The organism is Halorubrum trapanicum (assembly GCF_002355655.1).
Classification (GTDB): Archaea; Halobacteriota; Halobacteria; order Halobacteriales; family Haloferacaceae; genus Halorubrum; species Halorubrum trapanicum_A.
Genome location: NZ_AP017569.1, coordinates 519,075 through 538,113 on the forward strand (window position 1 = coordinate 519,075; position 19,039 = coordinate 538,113).

A 19,039-nucleotide genomic window follows, 5' to 3' on the forward strand; every position below is an offset into this window, starting at 1 on the left:
GCGTCGTCGCCGCGTTCCACCGGTATGGAGTTCCGGCAGCTCGTCCGCGGTCGCGTCGACTGGCCCGACATCGAGCGGGTCGCGCGCGAGCTGGCGGACCGGTACGACCGCGACGAGACCCGCGTGCGGTTCCTCGACGCAGACAACTGGCTGTCGACGCCGATGGTCGTCGACGACGACCTCTTCGTGAAGGTGATCACGCGACAGAACACGCTCGTCCACGCGCTGTTCACGACGGGGCGGAATCTCGGGGCGTTCTCGGCCGGCACGGAGGGCTTCTTCGAACGCCACGAGACCCCGTACGAGATGGCGCGCCACGAGCTGGAGGCGACGCGGCGAGTCCGCGAGCTCGGAGTCAACGCGCCCGAGCCGATCGAGGCGTTCGAGGTCGACGGCCTCGGCGTGCTCGTTTTAGAGTACCTCCCCGAGTTCCGCACCCTCGGCGAGCTCGACGCGGAGACCGTCGCCGGGCTGGCGCCCGACCTCTTCGCCACGCTCCGGACGGTCCACGACGCCGGGCTCGCCCACGGCGACCTCCGGGCCGAGAACGTCCTCGTCGCGGACGGCGAGCTCTACGTCATCGACGCGACCCGCGTGAGCGAGGACGGGCGCGAGGCGGCCCGCGCCTACGACCTCGCGAGCGCGCTCGCGGCGCTGGAGCCGCTGATCGGCGCGGCCGACGCGATCGAGGCCGCGCTGACGAGCTACTCGCCCGACGAGCTCCTCGCGGCGCGCCGGTTCCTCGACTTCGTCGCGATCCGCCCGGACCACGACTTCGACGCTGCGACGCTGACGGGCGAACTCGAGAAGCGCACGGCGTAGGGGTTCCTCGCCGCCGATACCCGTCTCAGTCCCCGGTCGAGTCCGCCGGTCCGTCGACGGGACCCGCGCGCTCGCGGCTGACGATCCAGATGCCGACGGCCATCAGCGCGCCGCCGGCGAGGAAGTCCGGGCCGAGCGACTCCCCGAGCAGCGCGGCCCCGAGCGCCGCGCCGACGACGGGCTGTGCGAAGAAGAACGCGGCGACCGTCCCGGCGGAGACGTACTCCAGTCCCTTGTACCAGAGGAACCACGCCGCCGCCGTCGACGCGAGTCCGAGGTACGACACGGCGGCCGCCGACTCGACGGTGAGCGGGAGTTCGGTCGGCGAGCGGCAGAGATACCACAGCTCGCCGGCCGCGAGGGCTCCGAGCATCGGGACGCTCGCAAGCGAGGAGTACGTCGCCGCGCGGAGCGCCCCGTGTCGCCTGACCGCGCGGAGCCCCCAGACCGTGTACCCGGCCCACGCCGCGCTCGCGACGAGCAGCAGCGCCACGCCGAGGAGGTTGCCGGCGGCGATCGACGCGAGCTCGTACCGCCCGGCGAGGACGACCGCCGTGCCGACGCCCGCGAGCGTCATCCCTCCCGCCTTCGCCGGCGTGACGCGCTCTCCGAGCACGAGCGCCCCCAGCGCGACGGTGAACACCGGGGTGAGGACGGTCAAAAGCGAGCCCTGGCTGGCGTTCGTCAGCTCCGTGCCGACGAACTGCGTGGCGACCGTCAGGGTCACCCAGCCGCCGAGCGCCGCGAACGTCGGCCACTCCTCGCGCGACGGCGCGGCGTCGCCGCGGCCGGCGACGACGAGCCAGAGCGTCCCGGCGCCCAGCGCGACCCGGAGGAACCCGAGCGTCACCGGCGGGATCAGCGCGAACCCCCACTTGCTGACGACGTACATCCCGCCCCACAGCGCCGCGGCTGCGAGGGGCGCGAGGGCGAACGCGTACCGTCCGAACGTGGGCATTGAGTGGAATCGGGAGGCGAGCCGGGAGAGGACTCAGCCGCCCAGGTACAGCTGGGAGACCTCCTCGTCGTTCAGCAGCTCCTCCGGCGTCCCCTCGAACCGGACGGTCCCCTGATCGAGGACGTAGCCGCGGTCGGAGATGCCGAGCCCCTTCGTCACGTTCTGCTCGACCATGAGGATCGCCGTGTCCATGTCGTTGACCTCCCGGACGTCCTCGAACACGTCGTCGGCCGTGTTGGGGGCGAGCCCCGCGGAGGGCTCGTCGATGAGCAGCACGTCGGGCTCCATCACCAGGGCGCGGGCGAACGCGAGCACCTGGCGCTGGCCGCCGGAGAGCGTCTTCGCCTTCGAGCCGCGCTTCTCGTCGATGATCGGGAACCGGTCGTACAGCGTCTCGATCACCTCTTCGAGCCCCCCGTCGCGGGCGACGCCGCCCATCCGGAGGTTCTCGTCGATCGTCAGCGAGCCGAACACGTTGTCGGTCTGGGGGACGTAGCCGATCCCCTCGCGGACGATCTCCTCGGGCGCCATCCCGCCGATGTCGCGGCCGTGGTACTCCACGGTCCCCGTCCACGGGGTCAACATCCCGAACGCGGTCTTGAGGACCGTCGACTTGCCGGCGCCGTTCGGGCCGACCAGACAGACGATCTCGCCCGGATTGAGCCGGACCGAGCAGTCGTCGAGCACCTGTACCTCGCCGTACCCGCTGTCGACGCCCGACAGCGAGAGCACGGGATCGGTTCCGCCGTGAGGCCCGTCCGCGGCCCCGGTCGTGTCGTCCGTCATTCCGTCGCTCATGCGCCGCCTCCGAGGTACGCGTCGATGACGCGCTGGTCGTTGCGGACCGAGTGCGGCGGCCCCTCGGTGAGGACGTGTCCCTGATCTAAGACGACGATCGGGTCCGCCAAGTCCATCACGAACTCCATGTCGTGTTCGATGAGCAGGAACGTCGTCCCCTGCTCGTTGAGCCGCCGGATCTGTTCTTTGAGCTTCTTCGCCAGCGTCGGGTTCACCCCCGCCACGGGCTCGTCGAGCAGCAGCACCTCCGGCTCGGCGAGCATCGCCCGCGCGAGCTCGACGAGCTTCATCTGCCCGCCGGAGATGTCGGTGGCGGGCTGGGTCGCGAGGTGGTCGATCTCGAACTCCTCCAAGATCCGCTCCGCCTCGGCGAGGTTGGCCGACTCGCTCTCGGCGACCGTGCCGGGCGAGGTGAACAGCGTGAGGAACGACTCGCCGGGCTGCTTCCGCGGCCCGACCAGCATCGCCTCGCGCACCGTCATCCCCTCCAGCTTCCGGGGCGTCTGGAACGTCCTGACGAGGCCGCGCTCGGCGACCTCGTACGGCTCCATGCCGGTCACGTCCGTCCCGTTCACCTCGACCGTCCCCCCGTCCGGCTCGTAGAACCCGGAGATGAGGTTGAAGATGGTCGACTTGCCGGCCCCGTTCGGACCGATGAGGCCAGTGATCGTCCCGCGCTCGACGTCGAAGGTGGCGTGGTCGGTCGCCGCGAGCCCGCCGAACGACTTCTGGAGGTCGTCGACGCGGAGGACGACGTTCTCGGTGTCGGCGTCACTCATCGCCGCCACCTCCCTTGCGCTCGCGGACGCCGCTGTCCGGCGTCTCGGGCGTTCCGCCCCCGTCGACGGCGCTCGGCCAGATCAGCTCCCGCTGCGGCGGAAGGACCCCCTGAGGCCGGTAGCGCATGACGGCGACGATGACGACGCCGATCAACAGCAGCCGTAGCGGCGCGGGGTCTATCGGGAGCGCCACGTCGTTCAGGAAGCGCGTCCCCTCGCGGATCGTGACGATGACGACACCGCCGAACAGCGCCCCGCGGTTGGAGCCGCTGCCGCCGAGGATTACCGCGACCCACGCGTAGAACGTCGTGATCGGGTCCAGGTCGCCCGGCCCGACGTAGAGATTCAGATGCGCGTAGAACACGCCGGCCAGCGCCATGATCAGGCTGCCGAGGACGAACGACTGCATCTTGAACGAGTAGGTGTTCTTGCCCAGCGCCCGCGCGAGGTCCTCGTCGGAGCGGATCGTGCGCAGCACGCGCCCCCACGGCGACCGGTGCGCACGCCTGAGTACGAGGTACGCGCCCCCCGCGAACGCCACCACCAACAGGCCGTTCAGCGACGCCTGCCAGAACGGCGTTTCGAGGAACACCGGCGACCCGGGTACTACCTCCAACCGGAGTCCCGGCATCGCTTCGGGGAACGTCGAGAGCACCGGCCACCCGACGAAGAATCCGGGGATACCGCGAAGGCCCGCGCTGCCGTTCGTCAGCCACCGCTCGTTGAGTACGATCAGCCGCACGACCTCCGCGAGTCCGAGCGACGCGATGGCGAGGTAGTCGGCCCGGAGCCGGAGCGTCGGGATACCGATCAGCAGCGCCAGCACGAACGCGACGACGAGCGCGACGGCGAGCCCGACGAGGGGGTTGAACCCCCCCGCTATCGGCGAGCCGCTCGCGGTCATCAGCGCAGTGCCGTACGCTCCGATGCCGAAGAACGCGGCGACGCTGAAGTTGATCAGGCCCGTGAACCCCCACTGGGCGTTCAGGCCGAAGGACAACAGCGCGTACATCCCCGCCAGTCCGACGAGGAACAGGAAGTACGTCGGGCTGAGCCCGCCGGTGAGCATCGCGACGAAGAGGAACAGCAGGAACGCGACGCTGACGCCGAGCACCCACCACTCCGGGCGGGTCAGGTCGGCGAACGCCGCTTTCGGGTCGTCGAGGAGACTCATGTCGCACCCTCCCCGGCGATCCCGTTGGGGCGGACCAACAGCACGACGACCATGATCACGAACGCGATCGCGTTCGCGTACTCGATGGTGACCAGGTTCTCGATCAGTGTCGCGAGCCAGTTCGGACGGATCGGTAGCGCCTCGACCACGTTGGAGAAGAACGGCGTTAGCTGATTTATCATGCCGATGAGGAACCCGCCCGCCATCGCGCCGTAGACGGAGCCTATCCCGCCGAGGATCACCGCTGCGAATATCACCAGCAGCAGGTTAAAGCCCATCCGGGGCGCGAGCTGGTTGAAGAGCCCGAGGAACACGCCGCCCGCGCCGGCGAGCCCGGCGCCGATGACCCACGTCCAGAGCTTGACCCGCTTCGTCCGGATACCGCTGACCCGCGCGAGGTCGGGGTTGTCCGCCATCGCGCGCATCTTCCGACCGAGGTCGGTGTACTGGAGCAGGACGTGGAGCCCGACGACGAGCGCCACCGCCGATCCGAATATCGCGACGTCGTGGAGCGTTATCCGGACGCCGTACGGTACCAGGGCCTCGATCGGCCGCAGCGGCCGGACGTCGAACCGAGTGAAGTCGGAGCCGAACCGGATCTGGATCACCGCGCGGTAGATGAACGCGATCCCGATCGACGTGATCAGCAGGCCGATCGAGCCGACGTCGAGCGGTTCGTAGATGAGCTTCTCGGTGGCGACCGCCACGACCGCGGCCACGGCGATCCCGACGACCAAGGCCAGGAAGAAGCCGTACGGGAGCCCCAACACCGCGCCGCCGAGCCCGCCGACGGCGCCGAAGGTCACGAGCGCCGAGTACGCGCCGATCGTCATCGTGTCGCCGTGCGCGAAGTTCGCGAAGTCCGCGATGCTGTACACCAGCGACAGCCCGATGCTGCCGAGGACGATGATGCTGCTGAACACCAACCCGTTGGCCAGGTATCCGAGGACGGTCATCGGTCGGAATTAGCCTTCGATGAAGTCGATGCCTTCGTACGCGTGGTCCTGGACCTCTAGGACCTGAAGGAAGCCGACCGGGTCCCCGTTCTCGTCGAAGTTGATGGGGCCGCTGACCCCCTGGTAGTCGACGTCGTCCGGGCCGCCGCCGTCCGCGAGGATCTGGCTGGCGGCCTCGAACGAGGTCACTTCCTCGCCCTCCGGACCGGAGACGCGCCGGACGGTGTCCTGAAGCGCCGCGCCGGAGAACTCGTCGGCGGCCTGAATCGCGAGCGCGGCGTTGATCACGCAGTCGTACGCGTACGCCGCCCACGAGGTCGGCTGCCGGCCGTACTCGGACTCGAAGGCGTCCGCGAACGACTGGTAGTTCTCCTCCTCGACGGGCGCGGACGGAACGACGATCTTCATCCCCTCGATGCTCCCATCGGGGGTGTTCTCTAAGACGTTGTCGCCGGAGACGGAGTCGGCGCCGTAGAACTGCGCCTCGTACCCCGAGGAGTACACCTCGTTGACCATCGTCGCGAATTCGGCCTGGTAGGTGATGAACAGCCACGCGTCGGCGCCGGAGCTGTTCATCTCCGAGATGACGCTGGAGTACGACTGCTGGTCCTGGTCGTGGGGCGTGTTGTAGACGACCTCGCCGTCGTACGCGTCGACGAACGCGTCCGTGAGGCTCTGGCCGTAGTCGTTGTTGACGTAGGTGATCGCCACCTCGTCGTAGCCGTCGTCGGTGATGAGGTTCGAGAGCGCGAGCGACTGGCTCCGTCCCGACGGCGACATCCGGAGCAGTCCCGGGAATTCTGTGAGGTTGAGTCCGGTGGAGTTCTGACTCAGCTGAACGATGTCGGTCCCCTCGATGACGCTCTCGTAGATGGCCAGCGAGACGCCGGAGCCGACCGCGCCGATCAGGAACGGCACGCCGTCCTGATTGACGAGCTTCTGGGCGGCCGCGATCCCGCCCTGGTTCTCGCTCTCGGAGTCCTCGACGACGATGTCGAGGTCTCGCCCGTTGATGCCGATCTCGTTGACGCGCGAGAGGGCGAGGTTGACGCCGCGCTGGTTCCGCTCGCCGAACGCCGACAGCGACCCGGTCTGGGAGTCGACCATCCCGATCTCGTAGGCCTCGGTCGAGTCTCCCCCGTCGTCGCCCTCGCCGCCGTCGTCGCCCTCGCCGCCCTCGCCGCCGTCGCCGCCGTCGCTGCCCTCGCCCCCGTCGTCGGTCGTACTGAGACAGCCCGACAGTCCGACGAGCCCCGCACCGCCGGTCAGCTTCAGCAGCGTTCGCCGGTCCGTCGTGTCCGTGGTATCTCGTGACATATGTTTCCGATAGTCCCGAGCACATTCGGCTACCTTAACCCCGGCCCGTCCATGGTCGGGACGAGCGGGACAGATCGGTGAATCAGCAGGTAGTGGCAGTGAATACATTTTATACAGAAATTTATTTTCGGAACAATTGGTCGGGTACCAATATATACCGCTTCGGATCCGCGGTGATCGTATGATACCGCCCATCGCGAGCAACTTTGTCGCCGGCGAGACGCCGGAGGCGGCGCTCGCTCACGTCGAGGGGCTTAACGACCGCGGCGTGGCCGGCATCCTGAACCTGCTCGGCGAACACTACGAGGAACGGCCCCCCGCCGACGCCGACGCCGACGCGTACGTCGACCTCGTCGAGGCGATCGCGGAGCGCGGCGTCGACGCCTGCGTCTCCGTCAAATCGAGCCAGATCGGCCTCGACGTCGGCGACGACGTCTTCGAAGAGAACCTCGCGCGCATCGTCGAGGCGGCCAACGCCCCGGCGGCGACCGGGTCCGACGGGACGGGCACGTTCGTCTGGATCGACATGGAGGACCACGAGACCACCGACGTGACGCTCGACGCGTTCGAACGGCACGCGGTCGAGACGGACGGCAACGTCGGCGTCTGCGTGCAGGCGAACCTGAAGCGGACCCGCGAGGATCTCGAACGGCTCGCCGACCTCCCGGGGAAGGTCCGACTCGTCAAGGGCGCGTACGACGAGCCGGCCGAGATCTCTTATAAAAAGAAGGCGCGAGTCGACGAGTCGTACCGCGACTGCCTCGCCTACATGTTCGAGGCGTTCGACGACGGCGTCGCCGTCGGGAGCCACGACCCCGCGATGATAGAGTACGCGACGGAGCTGTACGCCGAACACGGGACCTCCTACGAAGTACAGATGCTGACCGGCGTCCGGGAGTCGGCGCAGTTCGAACTCGCCGCCGAAGACGACGTGAAAGTCTACCAGTACATCCCGTACGGCTCCAAGTGGTTCTCCTACTTCTACCGGCGGATCCGGGAGCGCAAGTCGAACGCGCTGTTCGCGCTGCGCGCGGTCGTCGGGAGCTGAACGAACTGGGTCAGAGACCGGCGATCGGGCGTTACGATTTATCAATCAGAGCGTGGTGTTGCGGTCAACTGTTTATAAGTGATTGATGGATCGACAACGGACACCGCCAAAGCCCCAGCCGCTCGCATATAAATAACTGACAGTAGATCGACGGAGAGTACCTCCAAAGCCTCAACGGCTTATTTATAAATAGCTACCAGCAGATCGGTGGCGAGTACCTCCAAAGCCCCAGCCGCGAGGCGGGCGCAGGCGACGCAAGCACCGCAGGGAGGGAGCGGTAGCGACCGAGTGAGGAGCGTGGTTCGAGAGAGCAAAGCTCTCTCGTCATCACGAGACGCCCTCGGCGTCTCGAACGACAGCGAGCGTGCGCCCGCCTCGCGGCTGCCCCTTTGAGTCCCACCCGACCGCACAGCACCGCAGCCTCATCCCTCCCCAACCTCGTCGGGCGCGTCCTTCGGGCTCCCTCCGGTCGCCCTCGTCGCGCCCGACTCCCTCGCGCGTGCGGTTCGCGCCGCGGTGCGGCGCTCACCGGCACGTGCCACCGCCTTCATTTATAAGCACTCGTCGCCGCCACTTGCGGGTATTTAAATATCGTATCGCAACTGACGCTCCGTAACACTCGCTCCGCTGTCGACACCGCCGATTAGGGGTCCAGCAGCTTCGACTCCGCCTTCCGAAGGTGTTCGAGCAGCGTCGTCTTCGAGACGTTCAGGTCGTCGGCGAGCTCGCGCGTCGACGCCTCTCGGGGCCACTCGTAGTAGCCCGCATCGCGGGCGTGTTCGTACACCTTCCGCTGGGTCGTGGTCAGCGTGTCGAGCCGCTGCTCGCGGGGGGTCCGCCCCGCGTGCCCCGACGACGACATCGACTCCACCGTCACCTCCGCGCCGGCCGCCTCCTGAACCGCGTCGAGGGACTCCCGGATCTCCGTGCGCTCCCCGACGAAACACACCTGCCACTCCTCTCGTCCCTCTTCGATCCGGACCGGCGCGCTGTGGACGAAGCCGTACTCCAGCAGCGTCGGGCACACCATGTCCGCCGGGTCGTACTCCAAGAAGAACTCGCGAACGACGTTTCCCGGGGCGTCCCGAGCGCGCCCGAACCGCTCCTGTAGTTCGAGCAGGTTCCCCGCGCGGTCGGACTCGCGGATCGCGTCGAGCAGCGCTTCGACCTCCTCGTTCGTGTCTCCGAACGCCGTGAACAGGCCGTTCACCGTGTTCGGCGCGTCGCTCTCGGCCCTCGGTGAGTTGTATATCGCGTGTGCGAGGACGCCACCGCCGGTCTTTTTCGTCGCCTCGATCGCCCAGCAGTTCGGATGCCACAGGTCCAGCGTGAGCCTGGTTCCGGCCCACTCTCCCGCCCCGTCCGCGTCGGTTGTCGCCATTGTTCACCTTTCCTTGGCACCACATGACAAAGACCCTGCCGACCATGGTAGGGTGGGTTATTTGGACGTGCCGACGGGATGTGCCGAACATGGCGCAGCCCTACCAGCACTACATCGACGGCGAATGGGTCGACGGCGACGGGTCCGAGACCTTCGAGAGCGAGAACCCCGCGACCGGAGAGACGCTCGGGGAGTTTCGTCAGGGAACCCCCGAAGACATCGACCGCGCGGTCGACGCCGCGGACGCGGCGTTCGAGGAGTGGCGCGAGCTCTCGCGGATCCAGCGCGCGGAGTACCTCTGGGACGTGTACCACGAGCTCCGCGACCGCACGGACGAGCTCGGAGAGATCGTCACCAAGGAGTGCGGCAAGGAGATAAGCGAGGGGAGAGCGGACGTGGTCGAGGCCGCGCACATGGTCGAGTGGGCCGCGGGCGACGCCCGCCACCCGAAGGGCGACATCGTCCCCTCGGAGATCCCCTCGAAGGACGCGTACATGCGTCGGAAGCCGCGCGGCGTCACCGGCTGCATCACGCCGTGGAACTTCCCGGTCGCGATCCCCTACTGGCACATGGCCATCGCGCTGGTCGAGGGGAACCCCGTCGTGTTCAAGCCGGCCGAGCAGACGCCGTGGTGCGCGCAGATCATCGCGGAGATGTTCGACGACGCCGGGATCCCCGACGGCGTCTTCAACATGGTACAGGGGTTCGGTGACGCGGGCAACGCGATCGTCGAGCACGACGACGTCTCGACGGTGCTTTTCACCGGCTCGGCGGAGGTCGGCCACCACATCCAGGAGAAGCTCGGCGGCGTCGCCGGCAAGCGCGCGGCCTGCGAGATGGGCGGCAAGAACGCCGTCGTGGTCACCGAGGAGGCGGACCTCGACGTCGCGGTCCACTCCGCGGTGATGTCCTCCTTCAAGACCACCGGCCAGCGCTGCGTCTCCTCCGAGCGCCTGATCGTCCACACGGACGTGTACGACGAGTTCAAAGCGCGGTTCGTCGAGGTCGCGGAGTCGGTCGCGGTCGGCGACCCCCTCGACGAGGACACCTTCATGGGGCCGCTCATCGAGGCGGAACACCGCGAGAAGGTCACCCGGAACAACGAGGCGGCCCGCGAGGAGGGCGTGAACGTACTCGTCGACCGGACCGAGCTCGACGACGAAGAGATCCCGGACGGCCACGAGGACGGCTACTGGGTCGGTCCGTTCGTCTACGAGGCCGACGCCCACGCCGACCTGACGTGTACTCGGGAGGAGGTGTTCGGGCCTCACGTCGCGCTCATGGAGTACGACGGCGACATCGAGGAGGCCGTGGAGATCCAGAACGACACCGACTACGGGCTGGCGGGCGCGATCATCTCCGAGGATTACCGGCAGATAAACTACTACCGCGACCACGCCGAGCTGGGGCTGGCGTACGGGAACCTCCCGTGCATCGGCGCCGAGGTCCAGCTCCCCTTCGGCGGCGTGAAGAAGTCCGGCAACGGCTACCCCTCCGCCCGGGAGGCGATCGAGGCCGTCACCGACCGCACCGCGTGGACCCTGAACAACTCGAAGGAGATCGAGATGGCCCAGGGGCTCTCCGCGGACATCAAGACGAAAGACGACTAACCTTTCCGGGATGACGCCCGGAGATGGGCGTTAGAACGCTTCTCACTCCGCCACGCCGCGAACCGCCGCGACCGTCTCTTCGGGGGTCTCGGCCCCCGCGAGCGCGCCGCGAGCCGCGAGCCGCTCTCGCGGCCGCCCGACCGGCTGCGGCTCGGACGCGGTCTCGATCAGGTCGGCCTCGCGAAGGAGCCGCTTTATCCGCGTGAACGTCGAGGGGCTCCCGAGCCCCGCCTCCTCGCAGGCCCGCCGGAGGGTGCGGTCGAGGAGACCTTCGCGGGCGCCGACCGCGTAGGCGCGGACGCGGGTCTCCTCGGAGTCGGGCCCGTCGGTCCCCGCGGCGTCCGGATTCGCCGCCACGTCGAGCGCGCGGAGCACCGCGGCCGCGACAGACTCGTCGCACCGCCCCGCGAACCCCTCGAACACGCGTCGCCGGCTCGGCGTCCGGAGCCCGTACGGCTCGGCCGCCGCGAACGCCGAGGCGTACCGCTCGCGGAGCGAGGCGTCGTCGCCGACACGGTGCCACCGACTCGCCTCTCCGGCCGCTTCACGGTCCTCCGATTCCACCAGCGCGAACCCCGTCTCCTCGCCAGCGAGCACCGGGTTCGGCTGCGGCGCGTCGATGACGCGGAGGTCGATTACGTCGGCGTCGAGGAGCGCCGCGAGTCGGCTCGCCGGCCGGAATCCGGCCGTCGCGACGTCGACAGCGGCCTCGCCCGCGAACACGTTCAGCGTCGGGATCTCGGACGGTCCGTGGTCGCCGGCCCCGTCGGTCCCGTCTGCCCCGTCGGCCTCGCTCGCCAGATCCGCGACGCTCGGCTCGACGAGCGCCGGGGCGGCCTCGCCGTACGCCTCGACGACCGCGCGGAGCAGCCGCGGTCCGGGGTCCACGAGGATCGGGTCCGAGAGCGCGCCCAGCGGGAGCGGCTCCGGGGTCGAGGGGAGCGCGGGACCGGTCGCCATCGACCGAACCTACGGGCGCGACGGATTAAGGATGCGGGACGTTGCGGCGACGCGAGACGCACACGAGGCCGCGGGATCGCGGCGTGCCGGCTCGCGCGCCTTTTTGGCCCCGCGCTCGAAAGCGGAACGCGTGCCACCGCTGGACCTGTCGATCGGGCTCGGAACGTCCGGGCTCGACGACCCCGAGACCTGTACCGACACCGTCGCCGCGGCGCTGGACGCGGGCTACCGCCACGTCGACACCGCGCAGATGTACGACAACGAGGCCGCGGTCGGCGAGGGGATCGCCGCGAGCGACGTCGACCGCGACGACGTGGTCGTCGCCACGAAGGTCCACCCGGAGAACCTCGCCCCCGAGGACGTGCGCGAGACGGCGCGGGCGAGCCTCGACCGGCTCGGCCTCGACCGCGTCGACCTCCTGTACGTCCACTGGCCGATCCGTGCGTACGACGCGGCGGCGACGTTGCCGGCGTTCGACGACCTCCGCGACGCGGGCGTGACGGACCACGTCGGCGTCTCGAACTTCACTCCCGACCTGCTTCGCGAGGCCCGGGAGATCCTCGACGCGCCGATCGCGGCCCACCAGGTCGAGTGTCACCCCCGGTTCCGGCAGCCGGAGCTGCGCGCCCTCGCCGACGAGTTCGACCACCGGCTCGTCGGCTACTCGCCGCTCGGCAGGGGAGAGATACTCGACGACCCGGCGATCGCGGAGATCGCCAACCGGAACGGCCTCTCGCCGGCGGTCGTCGCGCTCGCGTGGGCGCTCGACCGCGGGATCGTGCCGATCCCGAAGGCGCGCGGCGACCACGTCCGGGAGAACCTTCGCGCGGTCGACGTCGACCTGCCGGACGACGACCTCGCAGAGATCGACGCGCTCGACCCCGGTGAGCGGCAGATCGACCCGGACGACGCCGCGTGGAACCGGTAGCGGCGGCAGCGCCGCCGTTTCCGCTGGGGCGGTCCGCCGGTCAGACCGCGTCGAGCCGGGCCCGGAGCGCCGCGTCCGCGCGTTCGACGAGGTCGTCGAGCGGCTCGTCGAGGTACGTCGCCCACTGGTCGACGAAGCCCGAGCGACCGAGCATCCGAACGGCCTCGTAGACCGGCCGCCGTCGGTCGAACCCCCTCGGGAGCCCGCCGGCGCGCTCGCGGTACCCCTCGCGGAGCGCGGCGGCGAACCGATCCGGACCGGTCGAGTCGAACCCGTTGAGCAGCTGGTCCTCCGCGCGAACGAGGTCGCGCGCGGGGTCGCCGACGTGCGACAGCTCCCAGTCGATCATCGCGATTCCCGCGCCATCGGCGACGGTCGCGGACGCCTCCTCACCCTCGGTCGTCACGAAGAGGTTCGGCTTCGTGACGTCGCCGTGGACCAGCGCCGCGGGCGCACCGTCGAGCAGATCCCGGTTCGCGCGGACGCAGTCGATCACGGCGTCGTAGTGGTCCGCGAGCCGCTCCGAGGTGCCGATCTCGCGCGTCCGCTCGATCGTCGCGAGCAGCACGTCCGTCCACGACGCGAACTCGATCGCGAGTCCGGCGGACCCGACCGAGGCGGTCGGTCCGCCGTCCGCCGTCGTCCCCTCCGCGGCGCTCCCCCGCTCCGTGCCCGCGCCGACGATCTCCCCGTGGCTCGCGAACCGGTCGGCGTGGAGTGCGGCGAGCGCGCGCCCGACGCGGCGGAGCAGCTGCTCGCGCTCGTCTTCGCTCGCGGCATCGCAGACCTCCAGCAGCCCGCGGCCGGGGGCCGGCGCCGTCGCGAGGTACGCCGGATCGCCGTCGGGGTCGGCCACCACCACCTCGGGGACCGGGAGCGGGCCGTGTTCCCCCACGTACCCGAGGACAGCGCGCTCGCGGGCGAGCCGGCGGCTCTCGTCGGCGAGGGCGACCTTGAGGAACGCTCGCCCCCCGTCGGCGAAGACGACGCCGACCGTCTCGTTGGCGCCGTTCCACGAGGGGCCGACGCCGGTCAGCCGGTCGACCTCGTAGTCCGGAAACGCCGCGGCGAGTGCGCGGGCGATCGGTTCCGGTCCGGGCCCGTCCATGCGTGGCCGTCCGCCTCGGCCGGTGTTAAGATTGTTGTCAGGGTTAGCCTAAAGTGAGCAAGAACCACGGTAGCACGCTTCAGAACTCCGAAACGAGATAATTACCAACAACCTCATACGTGTTGGCGAATCAGACTAATCCAGTGAACGACGGGTCATCCGAGGGGCGTATCGCGTTCGAGGTCGACGGGACGGCGCTCACCGCCCGGGACGTGATCGAGGGCGAGGAGATGCGGCTTCGGGCGGACCGCGAGCCGGATCTCTGTCCGGCGCTTCCCGAACTGTTTCCGTCCCCGGTCGACGAGGGGGTCAGCTTCGAGGCGGAGTCGCTTGTGATTCCCGAGTACGCGTCGATCGTCTTCCGAGACGTCGACGGTGACCACGTCGCCAGGCACAACGATTCGATAGAGCTCGAACGCGGCTCGTACTGTATCGAAGTGAACGGGGTGACGAAGGTACTCATCCGCGTGACGGACGTCGAGATATCGGCGACCAGCGGCGGAGGTCCCGACCCGGTCACTATCTCGTTCGACCGCCCCCGGACCGTCTCGGTCGGTGCGCGCTCGTTCCACACGCGCCCCGAGGCGACGATCACCGTCCCCGACGACCCGGCAGCGCTGATCGAGGCCGTGTCGCTGCTCGGGTCGTCGATCAAGGAGTTCTCCCCGGAGCGGTCGTGGCCCACGCTGCGCGGCTATCCCCCCCGGATCGAGCACGGCGACTCCCTCGACGTCCCGAGCCCGCTTTCGGTACCCGACACGGGCGTCGAGGTCGTCGTCCGACCGACGTACGCCGACGTGTACCGGCTCTCGACGCTGTCGTACTACCTCGGGGCTCGAATTGTGACGGGCGACGCCCCTGCGATCCGACTGGATACGGGGTACGAGGAACGGCTCCCGACGGAGGGGGAAGCCCTCGAGGAACGGGTTACGGAACTGTTCCGAACGTGGTTCTTCCTCGACACGCTCGCGCGGACGGAGGGATACGTCCCGTCGGACCGGTACGAGTACGACGCGGTCGGTCCCGATCTCCCCTTCTATCCGCCGAATCTCGCCGACCGATCCATGAGCGAGCGGCTGATGGAGTACCTAGAGGTCGATGCCGAGACGGTCGCACCCCACCTGCCGGCGTGGCCGACCGAGGCCGTCCTCCGGCCGGTTCCCGCGTCCGCGGAACTGCTGCCGCACCTCGCTCACGTCCTCGCACCGATCCGCGTTCGAGGCGACGCCGGTTCCTCCACGTCGGACGCGCCGGTCGGAATCGCGACATCGCCCCAGGCGTGGGCGGATGCGTCCGCCTTCGACCCTTCGAACACCTCGTCCGGGCCGGAAAAGGGAGCCCGCTCTCGTTCGGATCGGGTCCCGTCCCCGGACGCAGATCCGATACCTGCGGATACGTCCGTGATATCCGCCGACGCGCACGAGAACCGACTTCAGAGACGGGTCCCAGAGCGTGGCACCCTCTCGGTGGCGTTCCTCTTCGAAGACGAGGAACGGGCTCGTTCAGTTCGGGAGTCGATGGTCGAACCCGCGGAACTCGACGGTATCGGATCGCTGGACGTGACCGTGTCACCGTCTCCCGACGCGGTCGCCGAGACGCTCTCCGACCCCGCGCTCGACGTCGTCTTCTGCGGGGATTCGGTGACCGCCGGCATCACTGAGGCTGACGGTTCGCTCCGTCTCGACGGACGGGACGAGGCACCGAACTTGTCCGTGTTCGAGGGAACGAGAAGCACCGCCGCCGGCGTCGATGCTGTCGAGCGCGGCGGGGCGGGCGCGATTCACCTCAGCGACAGCGTGTCCCCGGAGCGACTCCGGACCATGATCGGGCTCCTCACCGCGGGCACCCCGATCGGAGTTGCGACTCGACTGAGCCTCCGAGACCGACCTGTGACTGCCCGCTACGTCGGCGACCCGGGGACCGCGGTCGCCGTCGACCGCGGACTTCCGACCCAGCTGTATTCCTGCCGGTCACAGGCGAATGACACCTACCGCGTGGGCTGTTGGTCGTTCCTCTCGACCGAGGTGTTGATCGGGAGCGAGTACCGATTTACCGGGGTTTTCAGCGACCGGAAATCGATCCTGAACGGAACGGGCGTGAAGGCCGGGATCACAGACGCTTCGGGGATTCTCGATATCCACAGCGACAAGTCACCCGTCTTGGAGTTCCCGGAAGAACTCGTCCTCTGGAGCGACGACCTCTCCGCGGATGAGATCGCAGCGATGGCCCGAATCCGACAGTCGGACCTCAGCCCAACCGAGGCCGCGTGCGAAACGGGTCGAGAGGAGTGAACGCCCGCGCTCCCGGGGCCTCGTTTCCGCCGACATTTTTTATTCCTCGGACGACGAACCGCCGCGCATGCCCCAAGTACACCTCGACGAGGAGACGGTCGAACGGCTCGACGCGCTCCGGGTCGACGACGAGGAGTACGACGAGATCGTGAGCGAGCTCATCAGCATCTACGAGGCGGAGGAGCTCACGCTGTTCCGCGGCAGCGACGTGGAGTAACGAGCCGGGGCGAGCGGCCGGAGGGCGGCCGAGCGTCGGCCGCCGGCTACTCCTGATACGCGACGCGGACCTGTTCCCACTTGCCGACTTCTTCGAGGTGCGCCTGTAGCTCGTCGGCGTACTCCTGAACGAGGCGCTCGGCGGCCTCCAGCTCCTCGTCCGAGGGGCCGTCCGATCCGCCGCCGAGCCCGAGCGCGCCCTTGATCGAGTCGACGACGCCGCCGCCGCCCGACCCGCCGGAGTCGCCGGCCCCGTCGCCGCCGGGAGCGCCGCCCATCCCGGACATCTGCGACCGGAGGTTCTCCAGTTCGGGCATGATCGCGGGGAGGCTCGACGTGTCCGCGACGACCCGAGCGGCCTCGGGGTCGTCGGCGTTCTCGATCTCCAGCTCGGTCGCCGTCATGATCAGTCCCCACTCCTGGCTGGAGAAGCGCGACGCCGCGACGCGCTCGTTGAACTGGTTGTCGACCGTCATCCGCTCGCCGACGATGGCGTCGGTCCACTCGCTCATACGCCCCCGTTCGCCGGTCGCGGTGAAAAGTCCGTCCCCCCGCGGCGAGCCGGGTCCGCTGTCCTCCGGGCTGCGCCCGACCCGCGCTCGACCCCCGCCCGCTACCACCGCAGCAGGTCGTCGAACCCGTCGCCCGCGAGGCCCGGCCCGGCCGGGACCGCGATCCGCCCGTCCGCGATCGGACACGGGTCCGGCGCTAGGTCCTCGTCGAGCAGCGACCCGGTCGCGAGCCCGCACGGAGACACGTCGGGGATCGCGGCCGCGACGTGGACGGCGGCCGTCCGCGCGACGACCGCGTCGATCGTGGTGGTGACGACGGGGTCGACGCCGGCCGACCGCGCCCGCAGCGCGGCCGCGAGCGCGCGGTCCGGCCCGCCGAGCGCCATCGGCTTGAGGACGACCGCGTCGGCGGCGCCAGCGTCCAGCACCGCGTCGATCCCGCGTGCGGCGACCGACTCGTCGGCCGCGATCGGGACGCCGTCGCCCGCGGCGTCGGCCGGGTCGCGCTCACGGAGCGCCGCCAGCCCGTCGAGGTCGGTCGCGGGGAGCGGCTGCTCGACGTAGGCGAGGTCGAAGCCGGCCAAGACGTCGAGCGCGCGGCGCGCCGTCTCGCGGTCCCACGCCCCGTTCGCGTCGGCGCGCAGCGAGACCGCGTCACCGACCGCCTCGCGGACCGCGCGGACGCGCTCGACGTCGGCGTCGACGTCTCGGGCGCCGACCTTCAGCTTGAGGCAGTCGAACCCCGCCTCGACCGCCCGCCTCGCCTCGGCGGCGGTCTCGGGCGGGGAGCCGTCTCCGACGGTCGCGTTGACCGGGACGGCGTCCGCGGGCGTCGGGTCGACGCCGGCCTCGACCGCGAGCCGGTCCGCGAGTCGCGCTCCCGCGTCGCGGGCCGCGGCGTCGGCGAGCGCGAGGGAGACGCCGTGTCGCGCCGCCGGCGTCGACGCCGCGTCGAGCGCCTCCAGCACGGGTTCGGATTCAGCCCGGGCGTCGAGACCGTCGAGCGCCGCCGCGCACGCCTCGCGCGACTCCGTCCACCCCGGAAGCGGGGTCGCCTCGCCGAGGCCGACCGCGCCGCCCCTGCCGTTCCCGCCGTCCCCGCGCTCGACCGCGACCAGGAACCCCTCTCGGCGACGGATCTCCCCGCGGGCGGTGCCGAGCGGGCGGGCCAGGCCGAGCGCGAACGGCCGGTGTCGCATCGCGCGAATCCGGTCCTCGCCGCCGGGGGCGTCGGCGGTCACAGCGCCAGTCCGACCGCGAACGCGACGGCGTACGCCGCGAGCAGCTTGCCGGTCGATTCGAGCGCGGGGTTGAGCGCCTCGCCCGAGGTCTCGGTCAGCACAGTCCGCGCGACGGCCGCCGCCAGCGGGAGGGTGACGAGCGGGAGCAGCGTCGCGGGGCCGTCGCCGCGCGCGACGAACCACAGCGGGACGAGGTACGCGAGGGCGAGCATCGCGAGGTACTCGGCGCGGGCGAAGCGGTACCCGAACCGGACGGCGAGCGTGCGCTTGCCCGTCGAGGCGTCCTCCTCTCGGTCGCGGAGGTTGTTGACGACGAGGATGTTCGTCGACAGCGCGGCGATCGGGAGGCCCGCGACGAGCGCCGCGAGCGTGACGGTCCCCCCCGGAACTCCGACCGGGAACCAGCCGGAGAGGAGCGCGGCGGCCTGGACGTAGTAGGTCCCGGTCACCGCGATCACGCCGAAGAAGACGAACACGAAGAGGTCGCCGAGCCCGTGGTAGCCGAGCGGGTACGGGCCGCCGGTGTAGGCGATCCCGGCCGCGACGGAGGCGAGCCCGATCACGAGGATCGGGACGCCGCCGACGGCGACGAGGTAGGTCCCCACGAGGATCGCGGCCGCGAAGGTGAGCCACATCGCCCGCTTCACCTCGTTCGGCTCGATGAGGCCGCTGGCGACGACGCGGGTGAACCCCTCGCGGTCGTCGGTGTCGGCGCCTTGGATCGCGTCGTAGTAGTCGTTCGCGAAGTTCGTGCCGACCTGGATCAGCGCCGCGCCGACGAGCGCCGCCAGCGCGGGCAGCGGGGCGAACACGCCGTCGCCGAGCGCCAGTCCGACGCCGACGATCACCGGCGCGGCCGCGGCCGGGAGCGTCTGGGGGCGGGCGGCCATCACCCACGCCCGCCGGCGGGTCACCTCGGTACTCATTGTCGCAGGTTGGT

18 protein-coding genes are annotated in these 19,039 nt (G+C 69.8%); 6 read left to right on the forward strand and 12 right to left on the reverse strand.

Annotation, left to right across the window (positions count from 1 at the left end; translation table 11 throughout):
• The first annotated feature begins 24 nt into the window (after positions 1 to 24).
• Positions 25 to 822 carry an RIO1 family regulatory kinase/ATPase domain-containing protein gene (locus CPZ01_RS02530; RefSeq protein WP_096393282.1) on the forward strand — a complete coding sequence of 266 codons (798 nt, stop codon included), beginning with the start codon at positions 25 to 27 and terminating at the stop codon, positions 820 to 822.
• Between the two features lie 25 nt (positions 823 to 847).
• Here the strand turns inward: CPZ01_RS02530 and CPZ01_RS02535 are convergent, their stop codons facing one another.
• From CPZ01_RS02535 to CPZ01_RS02560, 6 genes are read right to left on the reverse strand one after another with little or no spacing between them, the layout of a single operon-like run.
• Positions 848 to 1,780: a DMT family transporter gene (locus tag CPZ01_RS02535; RefSeq protein ID WP_096393283.1), complete on the reverse strand. Its 933-nt coding sequence runs from the start codon at positions 1,778 to 1,780 to the stop codon at positions 848 to 850.
• Between the two features lie 33 nt (positions 1,781 to 1,813).
• Positions 1,814 to 2,578: an ABC transporter ATP-binding protein gene (locus tag CPZ01_RS02540; protein ID WP_172863919.1), complete on the reverse strand. Its 765-nt coding sequence runs from the start codon at positions 2,576 to 2,578 to the stop codon at positions 1,814 to 1,816.
• Entirely contained in the window at positions 2,575 to 3,357 is a 783-nt protein-coding gene (locus tag CPZ01_RS02545; protein WP_096396100.1) for an ABC transporter ATP-binding protein, read from the reverse strand. The genes CPZ01_RS02540 and CPZ01_RS02545 overlap by 4 nt, the downstream gene beginning before the upstream one ends.
• Positions 3,350 to 4,531 (reverse strand): branched-chain amino acid ABC transporter permease, encoded by a 1,182-nt coding sequence (locus CPZ01_RS02550; protein ID WP_092921616.1) that lies wholly within the window; start codon positions 4,529 to 4,531, stop codon positions 3,350 to 3,352. Before CPZ01_RS02550 ends, CPZ01_RS02545 begins: the two co-directional genes overlap by 8 nt.
• Positions 4,528 to 5,487 (reverse strand): branched-chain amino acid ABC transporter permease, encoded by a 960-nt coding sequence (locus CPZ01_RS02555; RefSeq protein ID WP_096393284.1) that lies wholly within the window; start codon positions 5,485 to 5,487, stop codon positions 4,528 to 4,530. Before CPZ01_RS02555 ends, CPZ01_RS02550 begins: the two co-directional genes overlap by 4 nt.
• A 9-nt stretch (positions 5,488 to 5,496) precedes the next feature.
• Positions 5,497 to 6,804 carry an ABC transporter substrate-binding protein gene (locus tag CPZ01_RS02560; RefSeq protein WP_096393285.1) on the reverse strand — a complete coding sequence of 436 codons (1,308 nt, stop codon included), beginning with the start codon at positions 6,802 to 6,804 and terminating at the stop codon, positions 5,497 to 5,499.
• 181 nt (positions 6,805 to 6,985) lie between these two features.
• Between CPZ01_RS02560 and CPZ01_RS02565 the strand changes: the two genes are divergently transcribed.
• The gene (locus CPZ01_RS02565; RefSeq protein ID WP_096393286.1) at positions 6,986 to 7,852 is read left to right on the forward strand and encodes a proline dehydrogenase family protein; all 867 of its coding nucleotides are present in this window, start codon (positions 6,986 to 6,988) and stop codon (positions 7,850 to 7,852) included.
• A 643-nt stretch (positions 7,853 to 8,495) separates the two neighbouring features.
• Here the strand turns inward: CPZ01_RS02565 and CPZ01_RS02570 are convergent.
• Complete coding sequence (locus tag CPZ01_RS02570) at positions 8,496 to 9,233, reverse strand: helix-turn-helix domain-containing protein (RefSeq protein WP_092921624.1); 738 nt, start codon at positions 9,231 to 9,233, stop codon at positions 8,496 to 8,498.
• 89 nt (positions 9,234 to 9,322) lie between these two features.
• Here CPZ01_RS02570 and CPZ01_RS02575 point away from each other — a divergent pair, with 89 nt between their 5' ends.
• Positions 9,323 to 10,843, forward strand: coding sequence for an aldehyde dehydrogenase family protein (locus CPZ01_RS02575; protein WP_096393287.1), 1,521 nt, complete (start codon positions 9,323 to 9,325; stop codon positions 10,841 to 10,843).
• Positions 10,844 to 10,885: 42 nt separating this feature from the next.
• Here CPZ01_RS02575 and CPZ01_RS02580 read toward each other — a convergent pair whose 3' ends face one another.
• Positions 10,886 to 11,803: a transcriptional regulator TbsP domain-containing protein gene (locus CPZ01_RS02580; RefSeq protein ID WP_096393288.1), complete on the reverse strand. Its 918-nt coding sequence runs from the start codon at positions 11,801 to 11,803 to the stop codon at positions 10,886 to 10,888.
• Between the two features lie 130 nt (positions 11,804 to 11,933).
• Here CPZ01_RS02580 and CPZ01_RS02585 point away from each other — a divergent pair, with 130 nt between their 5' ends.
• Positions 11,934 to 12,731: an aldo/keto reductase gene (locus CPZ01_RS02585; protein WP_096393289.1), complete on the forward strand. Its 798-nt coding sequence runs from the start codon at positions 11,934 to 11,936 to the stop codon at positions 12,729 to 12,731.
• Between the two features lie 40 nt (positions 12,732 to 12,771).
• Here the strand turns inward: CPZ01_RS02585 and CPZ01_RS02590 are convergent, their stop codons facing one another.
• Positions 12,772 to 13,839 (reverse strand): phosphotransferase family protein, encoded by a 1,068-nt coding sequence (locus CPZ01_RS02590; RefSeq protein ID WP_096393290.1) that lies wholly within the window; start codon positions 13,837 to 13,839, stop codon positions 12,772 to 12,774.
• Between the two features lie 143 nt (positions 13,840 to 13,982).
• On the opposite strand from CPZ01_RS02590, the gene CPZ01_RS02595 reads away from it, so the two are divergent.
• A complete protein-coding gene (locus tag CPZ01_RS02595) occupies positions 13,983 to 16,130 on the forward strand; it encodes a hypothetical protein (RefSeq protein WP_096393291.1) in 2,148 nt (715 codons plus the stop codon).
• A 67-nt stretch (positions 16,131 to 16,197) separates the two neighbouring features.
• Positions 16,198 to 16,347 (forward strand): DUF7557 family protein, encoded by a 150-nt coding sequence (locus CPZ01_RS15325; RefSeq protein ID WP_172863920.1) that lies wholly within the window; start codon positions 16,198 to 16,200, stop codon positions 16,345 to 16,347.
• A 46-nt stretch (positions 16,348 to 16,393) separates the two neighbouring features.
• Here CPZ01_RS15325 and CPZ01_RS02600 read toward each other — a convergent pair whose 3' ends face one another.
• From CPZ01_RS02600 to CPZ01_RS02610, 3 genes are all read right to left on the reverse strand, one after another.
• On the reverse strand, positions 16,394 to 16,858 hold the full coding sequence (locus tag CPZ01_RS02600) for a DUF5799 family protein (RefSeq protein WP_096393292.1): 465 nt from the start codon (positions 16,856 to 16,858) through the stop codon (positions 16,394 to 16,396).
• A 101-nt stretch (positions 16,859 to 16,959) separates the two neighbouring features.
• On the reverse strand, positions 16,960 to 18,099 hold the full coding sequence (locus CPZ01_RS02605) for a mandelate racemase/muconate lactonizing enzyme family protein (protein ID WP_096393293.1): 1,140 nt from the start codon (positions 18,097 to 18,099) through the stop codon (positions 16,960 to 16,962).
• Complete coding sequence (locus CPZ01_RS02610) at positions 18,096 to 19,025, reverse strand: 1,4-dihydroxy-2-naphthoate polyprenyltransferase (RefSeq protein ID WP_096393294.1); 930 nt, start codon at positions 19,023 to 19,025, stop codon at positions 18,096 to 18,098. The genes CPZ01_RS02605 and CPZ01_RS02610 overlap by 4 nt, the downstream gene beginning before the upstream one ends.
• Positions 19,026 to 19,039: the final 14 nt, after the last annotated feature.

Excerpts from the sequence above, each read along its gene's own strand:
- CPZ01_RS02580 (WP_096393288.1), bottom strand. The coding sequence starts at position 11,803 with ATGGCGACCGGTCCCGCGCTCCCCTCGACCCCGGAGCCGCTCCCGCTG.
- CPZ01_RS02590 (WP_096393290.1), bottom strand. The coding sequence starts at position 13,839 with ATGGACGGGCCCGGACCGGAACCGATCGCCCGCGCACTCGCCGCGGCG.
- CPZ01_RS02530 (WP_096393282.1), top strand. The coding sequence starts at position 25 with ATGGAGTTCCGGCAGCTCGTCCGCGGTCGCGTCGACTGGCCCGACATC.
- CPZ01_RS02560 (WP_096393285.1), bottom strand. The coding sequence starts at position 6,804 with ATGTCACGAGATACCACGGACACGACGGACCGGCGAACGCTGCTGAAG.
- CPZ01_RS02550 (WP_092921616.1), bottom strand. The coding sequence starts at position 4,531 with ATGAGTCTCCTCGACGACCCGAAAGCGGCGTTCGCCGACCTGACCCGC.
- CPZ01_RS02600 (WP_096393292.1), bottom strand. The coding sequence starts at position 16,858 with ATGAGCGAGTGGACCGACGCCATCGTCGGCGAGCGGATGACGGTCGAC.
- CPZ01_RS02565 (WP_096393286.1), top strand. The coding sequence starts at position 6,986 with ATGATACCGCCCATCGCGAGCAACTTTGTCGCCGGCGAGACGCCGGAG.
- CPZ01_RS15325 (WP_172863920.1), top strand. The coding sequence starts at position 16,198 with ATGCCCCAAGTACACCTCGACGAGGAGACGGTCGAACGGCTCGACGCG.
- CPZ01_RS02575 (WP_096393287.1), top strand. The coding sequence starts at position 9,323 with ATGGCGCAGCCCTACCAGCACTACATCGACGGCGAATGGGTCGACGGC.
- CPZ01_RS02610 (WP_096393294.1), bottom strand. The coding sequence starts at position 19,025 with ATGAGTACCGAGGTGACCCGCCGGCGGGCGTGGGTGATGGCCGCCCGC.
- CPZ01_RS02570 (WP_092921624.1), bottom strand. The coding sequence starts at position 9,233 with ATGGCGACAACCGACGCGGACGGGGCGGGAGAGTGGGCCGGAACCAGG.
- CPZ01_RS02540 (WP_172863919.1), bottom strand. The coding sequence starts at position 2,578 with ATGAGCGACGGAATGACGGACGACACGACCGGGGCCGCGGACGGGCCT.
- CPZ01_RS02545 (WP_096396100.1), bottom strand. The coding sequence starts at position 3,357 with ATGAGTGACGCCGACACCGAGAACGTCGTCCTCCGCGTCGACGACCTC.
- CPZ01_RS02535 (WP_096393283.1), bottom strand. The coding sequence starts at position 1,780 with ATGCCCACGTTCGGACGGTACGCGTTCGCCCTCGCGCCCCTCGCAGCC.
- CPZ01_RS02555 (WP_096393284.1), bottom strand. The coding sequence starts at position 5,487 with ATGACCGTCCTCGGATACCTGGCCAACGGGTTGGTGTTCAGCAGCATC.